Consider the following 18,145-nt stretch of genomic DNA (forward strand, 5'->3'; position numbering starts at 1 on the left):
AGCGATACAGAATGATCAAGCAACAGGCAAGTAATGAGGTGATTGGTTTGGTGCAATGGACAAGGGTTGATCTCGAGATGGCTGAGCAAAGTGAACAGGTGCTGCTCAAGTTGAATGAAGAGGGCTATGATGCCTTTTGGGTTGGTGGCTGTGTTCGGGATGAGCTGTTAGGTCGCAATGTAGATGATATGGATATTACAACCTCGGCATCTCCTGAACAAGTGATGGAACTGTTTGCAGACTGTATTCCGACAGGACTCCAGCACGGGACGGTTACTGTACGTTCAGGGGGGTATTACTTCGAAGTCACAACATTCCGTACGGAATCGGAATACAAAGACAATCGAAGACCGTCTGAAGTCCAGTTTGTCAAGGATATCAAAGAAGACCTGCAGCGGCGTGATTTTACAATGAATGCCCTGGCCATGGATAGAAGGGGTAAAATCGTTGATCCTTTTGGTGGACAAGTGGATATTCGTGAAGAACGAGTCAGATGTGTGGGCGCAGCGAGTGAGCGATTCGGTGAGGATGCGCTTCGCATGCTTCGGTGTGTCCGGTTTGCTTCGGTTTTTGACTTCAGCATTGCCTATAACACGTGGAAAGGTCTCATGAGGCAGAGAGACTTGCTGCAACATATTGCCATGGAGCGAGTCCGTACCGAGATGGTGAAGATGATGGCTGGTCCTCATCCGCTGCGAGGTTTGGATTTGCTGCTGCACAGTAATATACTGGAATATATCAAGGCTCCGGTGCAAGGCAGCCGATTCAATAGGAATCTGCTACTTCGAATCGGGGAACTGAAAGATAATGATTCCTTACTGCGCTGGTCGCTTCTGTTGATCGCAGGTCAATATAAGAAGGATGAAGCCGATGCTTTACTACGCAAGTGGACGTTTTCCAACGATGATCGTTTGCGCGTTACCGGGGTTTTACAGTTTGATGAGTTACTGAAGACGGTTGTGCAAAACCATAAGGATCAAGTGTCATTACGATCTGAGTGGATTAGTGCTGAACTGACGTGCGGACGTCAAGCCGCTGCGGATTGGCTCAAGATTCAACTTATTCTCCCCGCTGGCCATCTCCTTTCCGCTTCAGCAGAGGCATCATATCAAGCGATTCTTGCTAACGCAGCGGATTGGAGTCGATCCATGCCGGTGCATGAGCTGAAGGATCTCCATATTACCGGAGAGAATGTTCTTGGGCTACTCGAGCGCAAGGGTGGGCCTTGGCTTGGCCAGTTGATGAAGCATTTGTTACGTGAAACAGCGATTGGAAATATAGCGAATCAGCATGAAGCGCTGACCGCTGAAGTGAAACGGGTGGCTGCAGATGACCAAGCATGAAGAACTGTTACATATGCTCATGAATGCGGATGGACGTTTTGTATCAGGGGAAGAGGTCAGCCGGAACCTGTCCATTAGCAGAACAGCAGTCTGGAAACATGTGAACAAGCTACGCGATCTCGGATACGAATTTGAGGCTGTCTCCCGCAAAGGATACCGCCTAATCACGAGACCAGACAGCATTGATGCAGCAGGCCTTCAACTGGCTCTGCAAACGGCTGTCTTTGGCCGTAAAGCACTCATCCTAGATTCAACCTTGTCTACGCAAGGCGATGTTCAGCAAATGGCCGAACAGGGTCAGGCAGAAGGTGCGGTAGTTCTTGCCGAGGAACAAACAGGTGGACGGGGAAGATTCGGGCGTAAATGGTTCTCACCTCCTGGCAAGGGGATCTGGATGAGCATATTGCTGCGTCCGGAGCAGCCGCTTCGGAATACGCCACAGCTGACATTACTGACGGGGGTAGCCGTCTGCCGGGCTGTACGGGCACATACTGGGGCGGATGCAGGCATCAAATGGCCGAATGATCTTTTGATCAACGGACGCAAAATGTGTGGCATCCTGCTAGAGTCAGCGGTAGAAGATCATGAACTGCGATACTGCATTGCAGGTATTGGGGTAGATGTGAATTTTGATCTTACGGATTATCCGGAGGATCTGACGTCCATTGCGACTTCAATCAAAGTCGAGACCGGACAGCAGGTGGATCGAACGAAGTTAACTGCTGCCATTTTGAATGAAATGGAACATCTTTACCTTTTGTATCAAAGGGAAGGTTTCGGTGTAATCGCGTCATTGTGGGAAGCTCTCTCCGTTACGATTCATCGGGAAGTGAAGGTTTCGAACCCGCAGGGAGACATTGAGGGAACAGCCATTGGGCTAGATCCTTCAGGGGCTTTGATTGTAGAAAAGAGAAGTGGCGAACGGATAACCGTAGTATCAGGAGAAATATCCTTGATCAATTAAGGAAATTGTCGAATTTCCACTAAAATAATGAACATAACACGTGAAGTTTGGGCTGATCTTTGGTATACTGTGTTCGTGAGGCGATATCGGCTATTGCAGACCGAATTGCACTCCGGCAACAGTATGCCTGATTGGCTTGATGATGAACAGATGCATAGCAAAATGGAAAATGTGTTAAGTGAGTTGTTGGATTCTGCTCTGAGCCGAAGAGGACCGAGACAGAAGGGACGATCGCAAGTGACTCTTTTTTGACTTTTCGGGACTTTTTAGTGGAAAACTAAAAGGTTTTTTTGTTGCGTTCTTAAATGAAAAGGAGAAAGGAGCCATGAAGAAAATGGCTAACAAACAAGCGTTGAATATTGTGAAAATGAAAAAATACAAGCAGGATGGCGTGCCGCTCAGCATGATTACGGCTTACGATTATCCAACGGCCCTGCTTGCGGAAGAAGCAGGCATTGACATGATTTTGGTCGGGGATTCGCTCGGCAATGTAGTGCTGGGTTATGATTCCACCCTGCCTGTGACGATAGACGATATGGTATATCATACCCGCTCCGTTGTGAGGGGTGCTGGAAGTACATTCATCGTAGCGGATATGCCGTTCATGACCTACCATGGCAGCGTGGATGAAACGCTAAAGGGTGTTCGTCGTTTGATGCAGGAAGGTCATGCGCATGCAGTCAAAATGGAAGGCGGCGTGGAGATCGCGGATACCGTTAAGGCTGTAGTGCAAGCCGGCGTACCGGTTCTGGGACACATCGGACTGACACCGCAATCGGTGAATCAGATCGGGGGATATCGGATCCAGGGTAAGGATGCAGCAGATGCCAGAAGACTAATGGATGAAGCGAAGGCACTCGAAGCCGCGGGAGCCTTCGGCATTGTGCTTGAACTCGTTACCGAAGAAGTGGCAAGAGCTATTTCGGAGGAACTGTCCATTCCCACAATTGGTATTGGCGCAGGACGTGGATGTGACGGTCAGGTTTTGGTATTCCATGATGTGGTTCAGTATGCCTCTCCATACATGCCGAAACGCTTTGTCAAAACATACGGCGATGTAGGTACGCTGATTCGTAACAGCATTGGAGCTTATGTCAAGGAAGTCAAAGACCGTTCCTTCCCTGCGGAGGAGCATGTATTTACTGCCGCAGACGGCGTTGTGGAGCAGCTGTATGGACATCGCAAAGAAAAGGTGGAGAGCAACTCATGAAAGTGATTCGGACCATCACAGAACTTAGACAGGAAATTGGTTTGAAGCGTCAAGCTACACAATCCAGAGAGTCTATTGTAGGCTTGGTGCCTACGATGGGTTATCTTCATGAAGGTCATGCTAGCCTGATGCATGCTGCCAAACAGCAAAGTGATATTGTTGTATTAAGTATTTTTGTAAATCCGATTCAGTTTGGGCCAAATGAAGACTTTGACAGCTACCCTCGGGATGAAGCCAGGGATGTGGAGACGGCGCGTGCGCAGGGAGTGGATATCGTATTTATTCCCTCCGTTGAAGAGATGTATCCACAGCAGACACAAACAACAGTATCGGTGTCAAGCTTGACTGACCGGCTGTGCGGTGCTTCCCGTCCAGGACACTTTGACGGAGTGACAACAGTGGTGTCGAAGCTGTTTAACATTGTGCAGCCACAGCGCGCATTTTTCGGAATGAAAGACGCACAGCAGGTAGCGGTTATCCAGCAAATGGTCAATGATCTGAATATGCCTGTTGAGATTGTTCCATGTCCGATTGTACGGGAGCAGGATGGCTTGGCACTTAGTTCGCGTAATGTCTATTTGAGTGCTGAAGATCGTCAGGAAGCTTTGGTCCTGTCCAAGGCGCTGCGTGCGGCTCAAGAAGCAGTGGATATAAGTGCTGACACAACAGCTGCGGATATACGGCGTATTCTGCGTGAGAACATCGGGCGTTCGTCCCGTGCTGTTATTGATTATGCCGAGATTCAGGCTTTTCCGAGTCTGGAGCCGCTTGCTGATCAGGAAAAAGTGCATGGACGAGATGATATACTGATGGCGCTGGCTGTGAAATTTGGCAAAACGAGACTGATTGATAATACAAGATTGCAAAGAGCGGAGGTACTGTCCCATGTTTAAAACATTGATGAAATCCAAAATTCACCGTGCCACCGTTACGGAAGCCAACCTGAATTATGTGGGGAGCATTACCATTGATGAAGATCTGATGGAAACGTCTGATCTGATGGAAAATGAAAAAGTACAAATTGTAAACAACAACAATGGTGCACGGCTCGAGACCTATGTAATTCCCGGACCACGCGGCAGCGGAGTAATCTGTCTGAATGGTGCAGCTGCACGGCTTGTGCAGCCAGGAGACACGGTTATTATCATTTCATATGCAATGATGTCTCAGGAAGAAGCGAATACGCACAAACCTACTGTGGTTTTTGTGGACGGTCAAAACAAACCTGTGCAAACCATGAAGCAGGAAGTTCACGCGACAATTATGTAATCCGCTGGTAAGGGGAATGAAATCGGTCCACCTTGCAAAAAATGAGTACAGGTCACGCACTAATCCATTTTTTCAAGGGTGGGGATGCATCGATGTTCCAGCATGTTTTCGCCGAAATGAACGACATGTTAGATGAAATTATCAAGCGCTACCCTTCCGCTGAAGGTCTGAACAAACAGGAACTGCTGCAAAAGTGGAACTTGCTGAAGCGGATGAGTGACGGGATGATTGATGAGTGGCTGATGTTTGAGGAGAAGATGAGTCAGGTCAGGGATTTAGAACAGCCAGTGGCACTCCAACCGGAACAGGAAGCCGTCACGGCTCTGCCTGAAATCCATTTGGAATCCTTTAGTCGCGGTCAGGGATACTTCAAGTTACAGATGTATCCACAGGCGATTGTGCAGTTCTCACAAATTATTGCCGAATATCCGGATAGTGCACTGACTCGGTACTATCTGGGACTTGCGCATATGAACCTCAATCAAACCGCGGAAGCGGGAAGTCACCTGCGGCTCATCGTACACTTGAATGGTTCTCCGAGGCTGAAGGGGTTAGCCTGTAATGCACTGGGCTGCCTCGAAGCCAAGATGGCGAATCCCAAAGGAGCATGTTCCTTGTTTGCACAGGCACTCCAGCATGACCCGACGTTGACCGAACCGTTGTATAATATGGAAGCCTGCAGGCTGAACAGCGGACAACTGCAATATGGAATAAGCTGACCGTACTTGAAATTCAAGTGCAGTGCAGCGGCATCAAGACGGTGTTTTCTCCTTTAAGATCATGGAGGGAACACCGCCTTTTTTGTCAGTTAATTTTCAAATGCCCGTTTTTTTGCTATGCTGTAACATAGACTGGAATGGAAGGGACTTGTACATTGCAATGAAATTTGCCGTATTGGATTTCGAAACAACCGGCACGCAGTCCGACGGTGAGATTATACAAGCCGGACTTGCCATCATAGATCATGACTACAGCATAACTCAAATATATAGTTCTTATGTAAACCCTGGTGTGCCTATTCCTCCATTTATTACGGGATTAACCGGGATTACTGACGAAGATGTGGCGGACGCTCCCTCACTCGAAGAGATGATGATGGAGATGGTTCCGCTGCTTGACGATGTTGTCCTGGTGGGACACAACGTGGCTTTTGATTTTCATTTCCTTCAGAATGCGCTTGACCGATGCGGCTACTTGCCGTTCACCGGACGTATTCTGGATACCATTGATTTTCTCAAAATTTCATTTCCTTCACTTGGTTCTTATCAACTGGGGTATGTATCTTCAGAATTCGGATTCCAGCACGACCGTCCTCATCAGGCAGACAGTGATGCTTTGGCAACGGCCTATGTGCTCCTGAAGTGTTTGGATGAACTGCGTCAACTGCCATTGATTACGATACAGCGTCTCAGCGACCTGTTTGCACCTGAGGACAGCGATCTGGGCTGGTTCTTCGACGGCATGCGCAGTGAGAAGGAAGCAGAGCCCATACAGGATCTGGATGGACATACGTATTACCGCCAATTGGCCTTGAATGTGAGTGATTGGACCGAGATCGGTGCTCCACGCGATGAACGCGAAGGTAATCCGCTCGAAGGTGTAAGTTTTGAGCAGTATATGGATCAGGTCCGGGCCAATCTGCAGGATACCCTGGATCACTATGAAGAACGCGAGGCACAGACACAGATGTTCAGCAGTGTAAGGCAAGCGCTGGACGAAGAAAAGCATTTGTTAATTGAAGCAGGTACGGGTACGGGGAAATCCCTGGGGTACTTGCTGCCGGCCATATATGAAAGTGTGAAGCAGGAACGAAAAGTAATGGTTAGCACGCATACAATCAACCTGCAGGAACAGCTTCGGGAGCGAGATATCCCGCTGCTGACCAAAGTGGTGCCTTTTCCGTTTAAGGCTGCCGTGTTCAAAGGTCGGGGGCACTACCTGTGTCTGCGGAAGTTTGAGCACAAGATCAACAAACGTGAGTTCGCTACACCGAAAGAAGATTATTTTACAGCGGCTCAGATGATTGTGTGGCTCACCCAGACAGAGACTGGAGATGACGAGGAGCTGAACCTCAGTGCGCGCGGTGGGGACTTCTGGGAAACGGTACAGAGCGAATCGGAATCCTGCCTGGGACGTTCTTGTCCTTGGTTCAGGAAGTGCTTCTACCATCGGGCGAAGCATGAAGCAGGATTGTCCGATATCGTCATTACGAATCATTCCAAATTGTTTACGGATGTAAAAGCAGCTCACCAGCTTCTTCCTGCTTACGATAGTCTCGTAATCGACGAGGCTCATCATCTTGAGGATGTGGCGGGTAAGCACCTGGGTCTTCACATGAAATATTTCACGTTGGTTCATACCCTGACCCGATTGTTTAAGGATAGTCGGAACGGTCAGCTTCCCATGCTGCGAACACAACTGGCGGGGCATGAAAATTCGGTGCAGTGGGGCTCAGTCATTGACCAGATGTTTCCGCTCGCTGTTGAAGTCAAAGAAATGTGGGATCGTTTGAGCGATGCCTTGTTTAACCTGCTGCCTGAGCGGAGTGATGCTTCTCCGGGAGAAACGGGGCAATTTTCCCTCAGACTGAAGCCTTCAATGAAACCGGCGAAGTGGCAGGAGCTGCAGGATTACGAGAACCAGATTTATGTCACACTGGGGGACTTGATCCGCAAGGGAGACAAGCTGCTTCTTGAAGTCAAAGAAGACCAGGACGATTATCAATCGGATAGCTTGATCACGGACATTACAGGTCTGCTTAAGGATTTGGCAACGCTCAAAGAAAACCTTCGTTTCTTCATGCGAATGGATGATGCCAAAACGGTATACTGGATGGAGGCAAGCGGCCAATTCCGCAGCAAATCACTGCAGCTGTATGCCGTTCCTGTCGATGTCAGTGCACAGTTGAAGGACATGTTCTTCGATAAAAAGAAAAGCGTTGTCCTTACTTCGGCTACGCTCTCGGTCGATAAGTCATTTCAGTTCATGATTGAACAGCTTGGTTTGCAGGAAGCAGCCGATAATAACCGTTTGTTGACGTCCATGCTGCCATCGCCATTCCGGTATAGGGACCAGGCTTTGCTGGTCATCCCTCGTGATTTCCCAAGCGTAAAAGGCAGTGTGGGGGATGCTCACTTTGTCGACATGCTTGTACGATCTCTGGCCGAAACGGCTATTGCGACAAGGGGCCGCATGATGGTGCTCTTTACTTCATACCGAATGCTGCGCCAGGTGTATGACCCATTAAAAGAAGCGCTGTCGGGTAACGATATTTCGCTGCTTGGTCAAGGCGTTGATAGTGGCAGTCGTTCCAAGTTAACCCGCAGGTTCCAGGATGCAAAAGCAACCGTTCTGCTGGGCACCAGCAGTTTCTGGGAAGGGGTAGATATCCCTGGCGAGGCGTTAACCTGTCTGGCGATTGTGAGATTGCCCTTCCAGCCACCGAACCATCCGCTTGTCGAGGCGAAGAGTGAACTGCTGCAGGAACAGAAAAAGAATCCGTTTATGAAGCTGTCTGTTCCACAGGCCGTCATCCGTTTCAAGCAGGGATTCGGCAGGCTTGTTCGTACGGCCAAGGATCGGGGCATTGTCATCGTTTACGATACACGGGTGATTGAGTCTTATTACGGAAAGTATTTCCTATATTCATTACCCGGTCCCAAAATGGAACATATGCTGACTGAACAGATGGTTCCACGGATTAGCGAGTGGCTGGAAACACCAGCACAGGATGAAACTACGGCGAATTAGGTATGACGTCGTTGCGTAATAAGGGCTTCTCGCTGTAAACTTTATTAGAGTGTGAATTATTTTTGAAGCACTTTTAACTTGATATTTTATAAGGCATCTTGCATGATTTCATTCGGAAACGAAAAAGGTTATGCGGGATGCTACATTTTTATTTATCTATTGTGGCCTTGGTAAGGGGGAGTAATGTAATGAAATCAGATAAAATTTCGGAAGCTGTGGTACGCAGATTGCCTGTTTACTTGCGCTATTTGAATGAACTGCATCAACGTGAGGTAGGCACGGTGTCATCACAGGAACTGGGACTACGCCTGGATCTTAATCCTGCCCAGATTCGCAAAGACCTTGCATACTTTGGGGACTTCGGTCGCAAAGGCATTGGATATGACGTGTCGTATCTAATCGAGAAAATCCGTCATATTTTGAAAATTGATCAGCAAATCAACGTTGCTCTGGTCGGAGCTGGTAACTTGGGACATGCATTGTCCAATTACAACGCCTATCTGAAAGACAACATGAAAATTGTTGCTGTTTTCGATGCATACGGTCCTAAGATCGGCAGTCAGATTAACAGCTTGAAAGTACAGCCCATGAATGAACTAACGGATTCGGTCAAAAAAGATAATATTCGTATTGGAATCATTACCGTTCCGGATACCGAAGCTCAGAACGTAGCCGATCAGCTCGTGGAATCCGGTATTGAAGCGATTCTGAACTTTGCACCTACCATCTTGAAAACACCACCGCACGTCCGTATTCATCATGCTGATTTTACAACGGATCTGCTTAGCCTGGCTTATTATCTGGAGAACGGAAAGGACGACGAGGAAGATGACGACAAATAGATGGGTAATTCATAACGGCAAATTTGCTGTAAACCGTGGTACGGAATGGACAGTGGTTCAAGGATATATGGTCGTCGAAGATGACAAGATTGTGCATATTGGTGAGACACTGCCGGATGGAGATGAGAGCCTGCCGAAGGTTGATGGCAAAGGACTGGTCTTTTTGCCGGGTCTGATCAATACGCATGGTCACGCAGCCATGTCGCTTCTGAGAGGTCACGGGGACGATCTGGCCCTGCAAGTATGGCTTCAGGAAAAAATGTGGCCTATGGAGGCGAAAATGACGTCTGAGGACGTGTATTGGGGCACCTCCCTTTCTGTATTAGAAATGCTGAAAGGCGGAACAACGGCATTCCTGGATATGTACGATCATATGGACCAGGTGGCAAAAGTGGTTGAACAATCCGGTATTCGTGCCGCATTGGCACGTGGTGTCATTGGTCTCTGTTCCGAAGAAGAGCAAATGCGCAAACTGCAAGAATCGGCTGCGTTTGCACGCGAGTGGAACGGACAGGCTGGTGGTCGAATTACGACGATCATCTCACCGCATGCGCCGTATACTTGCCCTCCGGATTACATAGAGAAGCTGGTACAGGTTGCACATGATCTGGATCTGCCGCTGCACACCCATATGTCGGAAACCCTTCGCGAAGTCGAACAGAATGTAACGGATTATGGACTGCGTCCAGTGGCACATCTGGAAAAGCTCGGTTTCTTCTCTCGTCCTTCTCTCGTAGCTCACGCCGTGCATTTGAATGATGAGGAGATTGAAATTCTGGCACGCCATGATGTAGCGGTCTCTCACAATCCGGGAAGCAACCTGAAGCTTGCTTCGGGTGTTGCGCGTGTTCCGGATCTGCTGAAAGCTGGAGTAACCGTATCTCTGGGAACAGACGGACCAGCAAGCAACAACAACCTGGATATGTTTGAAGAGATGAGACTGGCTGCTTTGATTCACAAGGGAGTATCCGGTGACCCAACAGCGGTTCCAGCGGGAGAAGCGCTGCTACTTGGAACGGGGTATGGTGCCAAATCCATCTTCCTGAACAATACGGGAGCACTTAAAGTCGGCATGAAGGCGGATTTCATTGCGCTAAATATTGAACAAGCACACTTCTATCCGCACACGGATCTGATCTCTCATACCATTTACTCGGCTTCAGCCAAGGATGTGGAGCATGTATGGGTTGACGGCAAACAGCTGGTGAAGCATGGTGAATGTCTTACTATGGATGAAGAGCGCATTCTGCGCGAGTCTCAACTTGCATTTGACGGACTGCTCGCCCGTTAATTTCAGAATAGCAGCAGCGTCATAGGGGAAAGGAAGTTCGGCTTTTGAAAAGAAAAAAGAAATGGATCTGGATCTCGCTGCTTATCCTGGTTTTGATTCTGTTTGGATTACAGCGCTTCTATGTCTATGTTACCCAGGACCAGCGCAACGAAGAAGCGCTAGCTATTCAAGCGGCACAGGAGCAGCTCGGGATAACTTCTTATGAGGATCTCCGAAAATACGTCTGGGGCCAAAAAGAAGGCGAAGATAACATTTACTGGACGATGATGGCCAAAAATAAAGATAATCAGGACATCGCCGTCTGGGTTAAGTTTGATGCAACCAATAAACCGGTCACAGGAAGCAATGCTGTGCACAGTGAATTGCTGCAGAACGGGTTATCGGAAGCACAAGTTCGCAATCGATTCAGCTCTGAAGTACCGGGCGGAGAGATCAAACGAATTATGCCTGGAGTCGTCAATGGCGTCTATGTATGGCAAGTTTATTACAATGATGATACGCACAACTATTATCGATTCTATCGCTTCAGCAATGGAGAACAGGTTGATTTGGTCTATACGATTCCAAACAGTTAAATATATTCAGAGATTTTTTAGGTAAAATCTTCAAAGAACCGGCAGACGGAACCCCGCCTGATCCGGTTTTTTGACGTATCTCGAAAAATATTCTGGATTTGAATAGTTAAAATTAATAATTTATTCATATTTTCGCCTTCGAAATTGTATATACGATGTGATATACTCAAATATGTATTCAAGGTTACATCAAACAGGAATAAAACCTGTTGGGCACATCACAGGTCATTCGTACACAATTCATAATATGCCTATAAGCCATAGGATGGGCCAAAATTTGGGAGGGGAAACTCACTTGAAGCTAAAAGTATTGCCTATTGCTTTAACTGCCGTCATTTCAGCCGTTGTGTTGTTTGGAGGTTGGTTTGTGTATCGTCAGGTGGCCATGCAGAATCCGATTGAAAAAATGGTAACCCAGTATGAAGGGGTTAATGATGTTCAGTTAACTATTAACCGCAATGATGTACAATTGAAACTTGATTTGCAGCCAAATGTAGATTTGGGCAGATTGGTTCAATATATTCAGAAAGAAGGACAGACCCTGATCGGCTCGCGCTCATTGAAACTTGATGTCGTTGATCATTCGAATGAAGCCCTGGAGAACTGGTGGGGCGATGCGATGTTTACCGTTGCTCAGGCGATGGAGAACAAGCAGTACACCGAAATTACACCAACATTATCCAAGATGGCAACCAATGGTATTCAAGTGAATACAGCCATGGATGACAATAACGTATATGTAAGTCTTAGAGACGGAGATGCCAGCAAGTTTATTATTCTGCCGCGTGTACCCGGCCAGATAGGAGTGTGGCCTAATGCCTAAATGGACGAAGGAAGTTGCCATTGGTTTTGTCCCCGTGTTGATTATCTTTCTCGCTTTTATTGGTGTGAATATCTTTCCGATTCTGATCGCAGCTGCGGTTGTGGGCGGATTGCTGCTTATGATGCAGATGCGTGGTGGCATTACGGTTGGAGCGGGTCAGGAACGTAAGCGCAAGAAAAAAGGACCTTCCAAGCTGACGTTTGAAGAAATTGGCGGCCAGGATAGTGCCAAGCAGGAACTACGGGAAGCTCTAGATTTTCTCATCAAACATGAAGAAATTCAGAAGTTCGGGATTCGCCCATTGAAGGGGATCCTGCTTACGGGGCCTCCGGGAACAGGGAAAACATTGATGGCCAAAGCGGCTGCTCATTATACCGATTCCGTGTTCGTTGCTGCTTCAGGCAGTGAGTTTGTAGAAATGTACGTCGGTGTAGGTGCAGGAAGAATTCGTGATTTGTTTCGTGATGCCAGAACACGTGCCGCCAAAGAAAACAAAGAGAATGCCATTATCTTTATCGATGAGATTGATGTTATTGGTGGTAAACGTGAAGGCGGACAGCAGCGTGAGTATGACCAGACGCTCAATCAGCTGTTGACGGAAATGGACGGAATTTATACATCTGATACACCACGTATTCTCGTTATTGCAGCAACAAACCGTAAGGAAATGCTGGACAGCGCCTTAACTCGTCCGGGACGTTTTGACCGTCATATCCAGGTGGACCTGCCTGACAAGAAAGGCAGAAAACATATTTTAGAGCTTCATGCGGTGAATAAACCTCTTATGGAAGGTGTAAACCTGGAGAAAACAGCAGAGGAATCCTACGGCTTTTCAGGTGCACAGCTTGAAAGTGTCATGAATGAAGCAGCAATCTACGCCATGAGAGATGGACTGCTCAACATTGAACAGCGCCACTTGTCTCTGGCGATTGATAAAGTCATGATGGGTGAGAAGACAGATCGTGAATCCAGTGTTGAAGAGAAAAAACGGGTAGCCATTCACGAATTGGGACATGCCATCATGGCAGAGCTCGTACGTCCTGGCAGCGTAAGCCAGGTAGCTCTCAGCCCGCGTGGACAGGCACTCGGTTATGTACGTCACAATCCGCAGCAGGAGCAATTCCTATACACCAAGCGTTTTCTGGAAGAACAGATCATGATTGCACTTGGCGGTGCAGCAGCTGAAGAAATGTACTATGGTGGTCGCAGTACCGGTTCACGTAATGACTTTGAACAGGCGACCAATGTTGTACAGACCATGATGGCTTCGGGTCTGACCTCGCTTGGTATTGTAAACATGGATATGGTTACAACAGAAGAGCTCATGCGCGAAAATAAAATGATTCTGCAGGATCTGATGGATCAGACCAAACGTCTGCTCGAAGAACAACGGACAATATTCGACAATTCATTGGATACGCTGATGAGAGAAGAAGTTTTGTCTGGGGAGCAATTTCGTTGTCAATTTCGTGACAGCGCCCTTTTACCGGCATAAATTATTTATGCCGGTTATTTTTTTTTACTTTTCACTCGTGCTAAGATATTATTATATGTTGGGTCGAAATTTGTAATTTTCGGCGAACAGGGTACAATAGAGAAATAGAGAACCGAAAGGATGGAGCAGAACCATGTTTTTTAAAAAAATAGGAGTTGTCGGCGGCGGCACCATGGGACAAGGCATTTCCCAAATGCTTGCAGCCAAAGGACTTGATGTGCTTCTGGTGGAGCATACGGCGGAGAAGCTTAACCATGCATATGACATGATTGAAACAAACCTCGATAAGCAATTAGAGAAATGGGCTATTACCAAAGCCGAGAAAAAATTGATTTTATCCCGTATTACCAAAGTAGCTCATCTGGCAGAACTGGGATCATGCGATATGGTTATCGAAACGATCTCGGAAGACCTGGAAGCCAAAAAGGCGGTATTTAGCCAATTGGATCAAGTTTGCCCAAGCAACGTTATTCTTGCAAGTAACACATCCACGCTGAGTTTGACCGAGCTTGCAAGCTCGACCAAATACCCAGAGCGTGTTATTGGTATGCACTTTATTCACCCGGTTTCCCGGGTTGACCTTGTAGAAATCATTCGTGGTTTGAAAACATCCGATTCCACTTTCGATGAAACAAGAAGATTTGTGGAAGAGGTTGTAGACAAAAAAGGTGTAATGATCTACGAATCCCCGGGATTCGTTACGTCCAGACTGATCTGCTTGCTGATCAATGAAGCTCTTCATGTTCTTCAAGAGGGCGTGGCTTCTGCTGAAGATATCGATGATGCAATGCGTATCGGATACAACTTCCAGCATGGCCCGCTTGAAATGGCTGACCGTTTTGGATTGGATTCCGTTGAAGCTGCGCTGGAAAGAATGTTCCGTGAATTCGGAGAACTCAAATATCGTCCTTCTACCGTATTGAAGAAAATGGTACGTGCAGGACATCTCGGAGTTAAGACGGGCGAAGGATTCTTCAAGTACGACAAGGATGGTGACCGGCTGTGAAAATACTCGTAATCAACGCGGGGAGCTCCTCGCTTAAATATCAATTATATGACATGACGGATGAGTCCGTACTCGCTAAAGGACTGGTTGAACGGATCGGGATGGATTCCTCCATTCTTACGCACAAACCGACTGGCCGTGAGGATGTTACAGAAGTTAGTGAAATTTTGGAGCATACAACGGCAATTCGTAAAGTTATCGATATTTTGACAGATAAAGAAAACGGTGTGCTCGGTTCAGTCGATGAGATTCAGGCTGTTGGACACCGTGTCGTTCACGGCGGGGAAGCCTTCAAGGAATCCGCACTGGTTGACGATGCAGCGAAGGCTGAAATTCGCCGCTTGTTCGATTTGGCACCACTTCACAACCCAGCAGCAATGATGGGTATTCGTGCGGCTGAACTCAATATGCCAGGTGTACCACAGGTCATGGTATTTGATACAGCATTCCATCAGACGATGCCTGAGAAAGCATATCTCTACGCGATTCCGCGTGTACTGTACAAAAAATACAAAGTGCGTCGTTACGGTGCCCATGGTACTTCCCATGACTACGTAAGCAAGACTGCAGCTGAGTATTTAGGCCGTCCAGTAGAAGACCTCAAAATCATCACTTGCCACGTCGGTAACGGTGGTAGCGTAACGGCAGTAAAAGGTGGCGTATCCGTAGATACATCCATGGGTATGACTCCGCTTGAAGGTCTGATGATGGGAACGCGCAGTGGTGACCTTGACCCGGCCATCGTGCCTTATGTGATGAACAAGGAAGAACTGAGCGTGAGCGAAGTGAACTCCATGTTGAATAAACACAGCGGACTGCTGGCTATCTCCGGCATCAGCAGTGACATGCGTGAGATTACGGAAGGAATGGAGAACGGTGATGCGAACTCCACCCTTGCATTCGAAATGTACGAATATCGTTTGCGTAAATACATCGGTTCGTATGCGGCAGCAATGAACGGTGTGGACGTGATTGTATTTACAGCAGGTGTGGGCGAGAACTCCGTAGTTCTTCGTCAAAAAGTATGCGAACAGCTTACTTACCTGGGTGTGGAAGTGGATGAAGCTCTCAATGCCATCCGTTCCGGCGAACCGCGCCGGATCACAACAGCAAACTCCAAGGTGGAAGTTCTTGTTGTACCTACCAATGAAGAATTGGTGATTGCACGTGATACACACCGAATCGTATTGAATTCTCAGTAATCTAATTGTAAAGTGAATATAGCATGTCAAGGAAGTGCAGGGGACAGGCTGAGGCCTGCCCGCTGCATTTTCAAATTTAGGAACCAAGGGGAGATATGGGCATGAGTACGGATTGTGTAATTCGTAATGTGAATGAGCATGTGGGCGAAACCGTGAAGATCGGTGCCTGGATTAATAACAAACGTTCCAGCGGCAAAATTCAATTTTTGCAGCTGCGCGATGGAACCGGATATATTCAAGGGGTTGTCGTAAAGAGTGAAGTTAGCGAAGAGGTATGGAATGATGCCAAAAGCCTCACGCAAGAAAGCTCCTTGTATGTAACGGGAATTATTCGTGAAGAACCGCGCAGCGCATCCGGATATGAAATGACGGTTACGGGCGTGGAGATCATTCATTTGACTGAAAACTATCCGATTACACCGAAAGAGCATGGTGTGGACTTCTTGATGGATCATCGTCATCTATGGCTGCGCTCTACGAAGCAACGTGCTGTTATGGTGATTCGTGCAGAGATTATCCGTGCAGTTCAGCAGTTTTTTGATGGTAACGGATTCACTCAGGTTGATCCTCCGATTCTGACACCTTCGTCCGCTGAGGGAACAACCAACCTGTTCCACATCAAATATTTTGATGAGGATGCTTATCTTACACAAAGTGGCCAATTGTACATGGAAGCTGCGGCAATGGCGCTGGGTAAAGTATATTCCTTCGGACCAACGTTCCGTGCTGAGAAATCCAAAACTCGCCGCCACCTGATCGAGTTCTGGATGATTGAGCCGGAAATGGCTTTTGTGGATCACGAAGAAAGTTTGCGAGTACAAGAGAAGTTTATTGCACACGTGGTTCAGTCTGTCGTGAAAAACTGCCGTGCCGAACTGGAATCCATCGGGCGTGACGTATCCAAACTGGAAGGAATCACAGCTCCATTCCCTCGTATTACGTATGATGAAGCGATTGAGTTCTTGAATGGACAAGGCTTCGATATTCCTTGGGGAGAAGATTTCGGTGCTCCACACGAGACAGCGATTGCGGAGAAGTATAATACTCCTGTATTCATTACGCATTACCCGGCTGGAATCAAGGCATTTTACATGAAACCGGACCCGAATCGTCCGGAAGTGGTTCTCTGCGCTGACATGATCGCACCAGAGGGTTACGGCGAAATCATTGGCGGATCCCAACGTATCGATGATCCCGAGTTGATGCAGCAGCGCTTTGAAGAGCACAAATTGTCTGACGAGGCGTATCAATGGTACCTGGATCTGCGTAAATACGGATCGGTACCTCACTCCGGATTCGGTCTGGGATTGGAGCGGACAGTAGCATGGATCTGCGGGTTGGATCATGTACGTGAGACAATTGCATTCCCGCGTATGCTCTACCGTCTGTACCCTTAATGATTAATCGCGAGTCTATGGAAGAAACCGGCTCCAAAGCGTGGCTCAGTGGTGTAGCTTACGGGTTAACGTCTGGGACAGCACAGCTCCCGTATGCTTTGTTGCGTTTTTATCACCAACTCGGATTATCAGATGCCGAAGTGCTTCTGCTGATTCAATTGCTCGGCTACCGTCAGGCAGAATTCAATGAGTTTCCTACCCTGGAAGAACTCGCGGGACGAATGGGACTTGCCCCCGAAGGCATAGCCCGAATGCTCCAGCGGTTGATGCGGGATGGATATATATCCATTGATGAGCATCGGGACGAAGAGCGGGATATTCAGTATGAGCGTTACGATCTGCATGGATTGTATGCCAAACTCGCAATGTGTGTTGCTGAAGATGCGGCAGCCGCAAGGCAACAGCAAATGAGCATGACAGCACGTCCTAATTCGAACAGTGTTCAAATAGAAGAGGAAGAACGTAATATGTTTTCCATCTTCGAGAAAGAATTTGGTCGCCCGCTTTCACCCATGGAATGCGAAACGATCTCCAGCTGGCTGGATCAGGACCGTTATCAGGAAGAACTCATATTGATGGCCCTGAAGGAAGCGGTATTTGCCGGTAAAGTACATTTCCGCTATATTGACCGCATTTTGCTGGAGTGGAGTCGCAACCGGGTGAAGAATGTTCAGGACGCGAAGGCATACACGCAGCGTTTTCGCAGCGGTGGACGCTAGTCTGAGTGCAAAGGAAAATCAAGGAACAGGCCAGAAACATTCTGAGCCTGTTTTTTGATGCTGGAAGGAAATAAGGATGTCTACAATGAAGTGATTGATGAACTCATCATCTATTCAGGCACTGTTATGATAAGAATTTTTAAAAAATTTATATAAATACGCAGGGGCAGCCCAGAACGTTGTCGTCTATTGTAGTGGAGAGGAGGGGAGAGTCATTGACGAAGCGCGCTTAATCGAACAAATCCGTCAAGGAGATGCA

General features: G+C 47.7%; 16 protein-coding genes. All 16 read left to right on the forward strand.

Features of this window, described 5'->3' with window-relative positions; all coding sequences use genetic code 11:
- Window positions 1-11: 11 nt before the first annotated feature.
- The 16 genes from PIL01S_RS25685 to PIL01S_RS25760 all read left to right on the forward strand — a co-directional run bounded on the left by PIL01S_RS25685 (window position 12) and on the right by PIL01S_RS25760 (window position 17,886).
- Window positions 12-1,343 carry a CCA tRNA nucleotidyltransferase gene (locus tag PIL01S_RS25685; RefSeq protein WP_127540322.1) on the forward strand — a complete coding sequence of 444 codons (1,332 nt, stop codon included), beginning with the start codon at window positions 12-14 and terminating at the stop codon, window positions 1,341-1,343.
- Window positions 1,330-2,307: a biotin--[acetyl-CoA-carboxylase] ligase gene (locus tag PIL01S_RS25690; protein ID WP_127540324.1), complete on the forward strand. Its 978-nt coding sequence runs from the start codon at window positions 1,330-1,332 to the stop codon at window positions 2,305-2,307. Before PIL01S_RS25685 ends, PIL01S_RS25690 begins: the two co-directional genes overlap by 14 nt.
- A 334-nt stretch (window positions 2,308-2,641) precedes the next feature.
- A complete protein-coding gene (gene panB, locus PIL01S_RS25695) occupies window positions 2,642-3,517 on the forward strand; it encodes a 3-methyl-2-oxobutanoate hydroxymethyltransferase (RefSeq protein ID WP_127540457.1) in 876 nt (291 codons plus the stop codon).
- Window positions 3,514-4,410, forward strand: coding sequence for a pantoate--beta-alanine ligase (gene panC / locus PIL01S_RS25700; protein WP_127540326.1), 897 nt, complete (start codon window positions 3,514-3,516; stop codon window positions 4,408-4,410). The genes panB and panC overlap by 4 nt, the downstream gene beginning before the upstream one ends.
- Window positions 4,403-4,786 carry an aspartate 1-decarboxylase gene (gene panD / locus PIL01S_RS25705; RefSeq protein ID WP_127540328.1) on the forward strand — a complete coding sequence of 128 codons (384 nt, stop codon included), beginning with the start codon at window positions 4,403-4,405 and terminating at the stop codon, window positions 4,784-4,786. The genes panC and panD overlap by 8 nt, the downstream gene beginning before the upstream one ends.
- A gap of 92 nt (window positions 4,787-4,878) precedes the next feature.
- Window positions 4,879-5,505 carry a tetratricopeptide repeat protein gene (locus PIL01S_RS25710; RefSeq protein WP_095292805.1) on the forward strand — a complete coding sequence of 209 codons (627 nt, stop codon included), beginning with the start codon at window positions 4,879-4,881 and terminating at the stop codon, window positions 5,503-5,505.
- 160 nt (window positions 5,506-5,665) lie between these two features.
- On the forward strand, window positions 5,666-8,536 hold the full coding sequence (gene dinG / locus PIL01S_RS25715) for an ATP-dependent DNA helicase DinG (protein ID WP_127540330.1): 2,871 nt from the start codon (window positions 5,666-5,668) through the stop codon (window positions 8,534-8,536).
- 188 nt (window positions 8,537-8,724) lie between these two features.
- Window positions 8,725-9,378: a redox-sensing transcriptional repressor Rex gene (locus tag PIL01S_RS25720; RefSeq protein WP_127540332.1), complete on the forward strand. Its 654-nt coding sequence runs from the start codon at window positions 8,725-8,727 to the stop codon at window positions 9,376-9,378.
- Window positions 9,365-10,669, forward strand: a complete 1,305-nt coding sequence (locus tag PIL01S_RS25725; protein WP_127540334.1) for an amidohydrolase — start codon at window positions 9,365-9,367, stop codon at window positions 10,667-10,669. Before PIL01S_RS25720 ends, PIL01S_RS25725 begins: the two co-directional genes overlap by 14 nt.
- A 44-nt stretch (window positions 10,670-10,713) precedes the next feature.
- The gene (locus tag PIL01S_RS25730; RefSeq protein WP_127540336.1) at window positions 10,714-11,244 is read left to right on the forward strand and encodes a hypothetical protein; all 531 of its coding nucleotides are present in this window, start codon (window positions 10,714-10,716) and stop codon (window positions 11,242-11,244) included.
- Between the two features lie 295 nt (window positions 11,245-11,539).
- Window positions 11,540-12,067 (forward strand): hypothetical protein, encoded by a 528-nt coding sequence (locus PIL01S_RS25735; RefSeq protein ID WP_095292793.1) that lies wholly within the window; start codon window positions 11,540-11,542, stop codon window positions 12,065-12,067.
- Complete coding sequence (locus tag PIL01S_RS25740) at window positions 12,060-13,562, forward strand: AAA family ATPase (protein ID WP_127540338.1); 1,503 nt, start codon at window positions 12,060-12,062, stop codon at window positions 13,560-13,562. The genes PIL01S_RS25735 and PIL01S_RS25740 overlap by 8 nt, the downstream gene beginning before the upstream one ends.
- A gap of 133 nt (window positions 13,563-13,695) precedes the next feature.
- A complete protein-coding gene (locus PIL01S_RS25745; protein ID WP_095292788.1) occupies window positions 13,696-14,568 on the forward strand; it encodes a 3-hydroxyacyl-CoA dehydrogenase family protein in 873 nt (290 codons plus the stop codon).
- Entirely contained in the window at window positions 14,565-15,770 is a 1,206-nt protein-coding gene (locus tag PIL01S_RS25750; protein WP_127540340.1) for an acetate kinase, read from the forward strand. The genes PIL01S_RS25745 and PIL01S_RS25750 overlap by 4 nt, the downstream gene beginning before the upstream one ends.
- 101 nt (window positions 15,771-15,871) lie before the next feature.
- The gene (gene asnS / locus PIL01S_RS25755) at window positions 15,872-17,167 is read left to right on the forward strand and encodes an asparagine--tRNA ligase (protein ID WP_127540342.1); all 1,296 of its coding nucleotides are present in this window, start codon (window positions 15,872-15,874) and stop codon (window positions 17,165-17,167) included.
- Window positions 17,168-17,184: 17 nt separating this feature from the next.
- A complete protein-coding gene (locus PIL01S_RS25760; RefSeq protein ID WP_127540345.1) occupies window positions 17,185-17,886 on the forward strand; it encodes a DnaD domain-containing protein in 702 nt (233 codons plus the stop codon).
- Window positions 17,887-18,145 lie beyond the last annotated feature (259 nt).

Origin of the sequence: Paenibacillus illinoisensis NBRC 15959 (assembly GCF_004000925.1) — a bacterium.
GTDB lineage: Bacteria > Bacillota > Bacilli > Paenibacillales > Paenibacillaceae > Paenibacillus > Paenibacillus illinoisensis.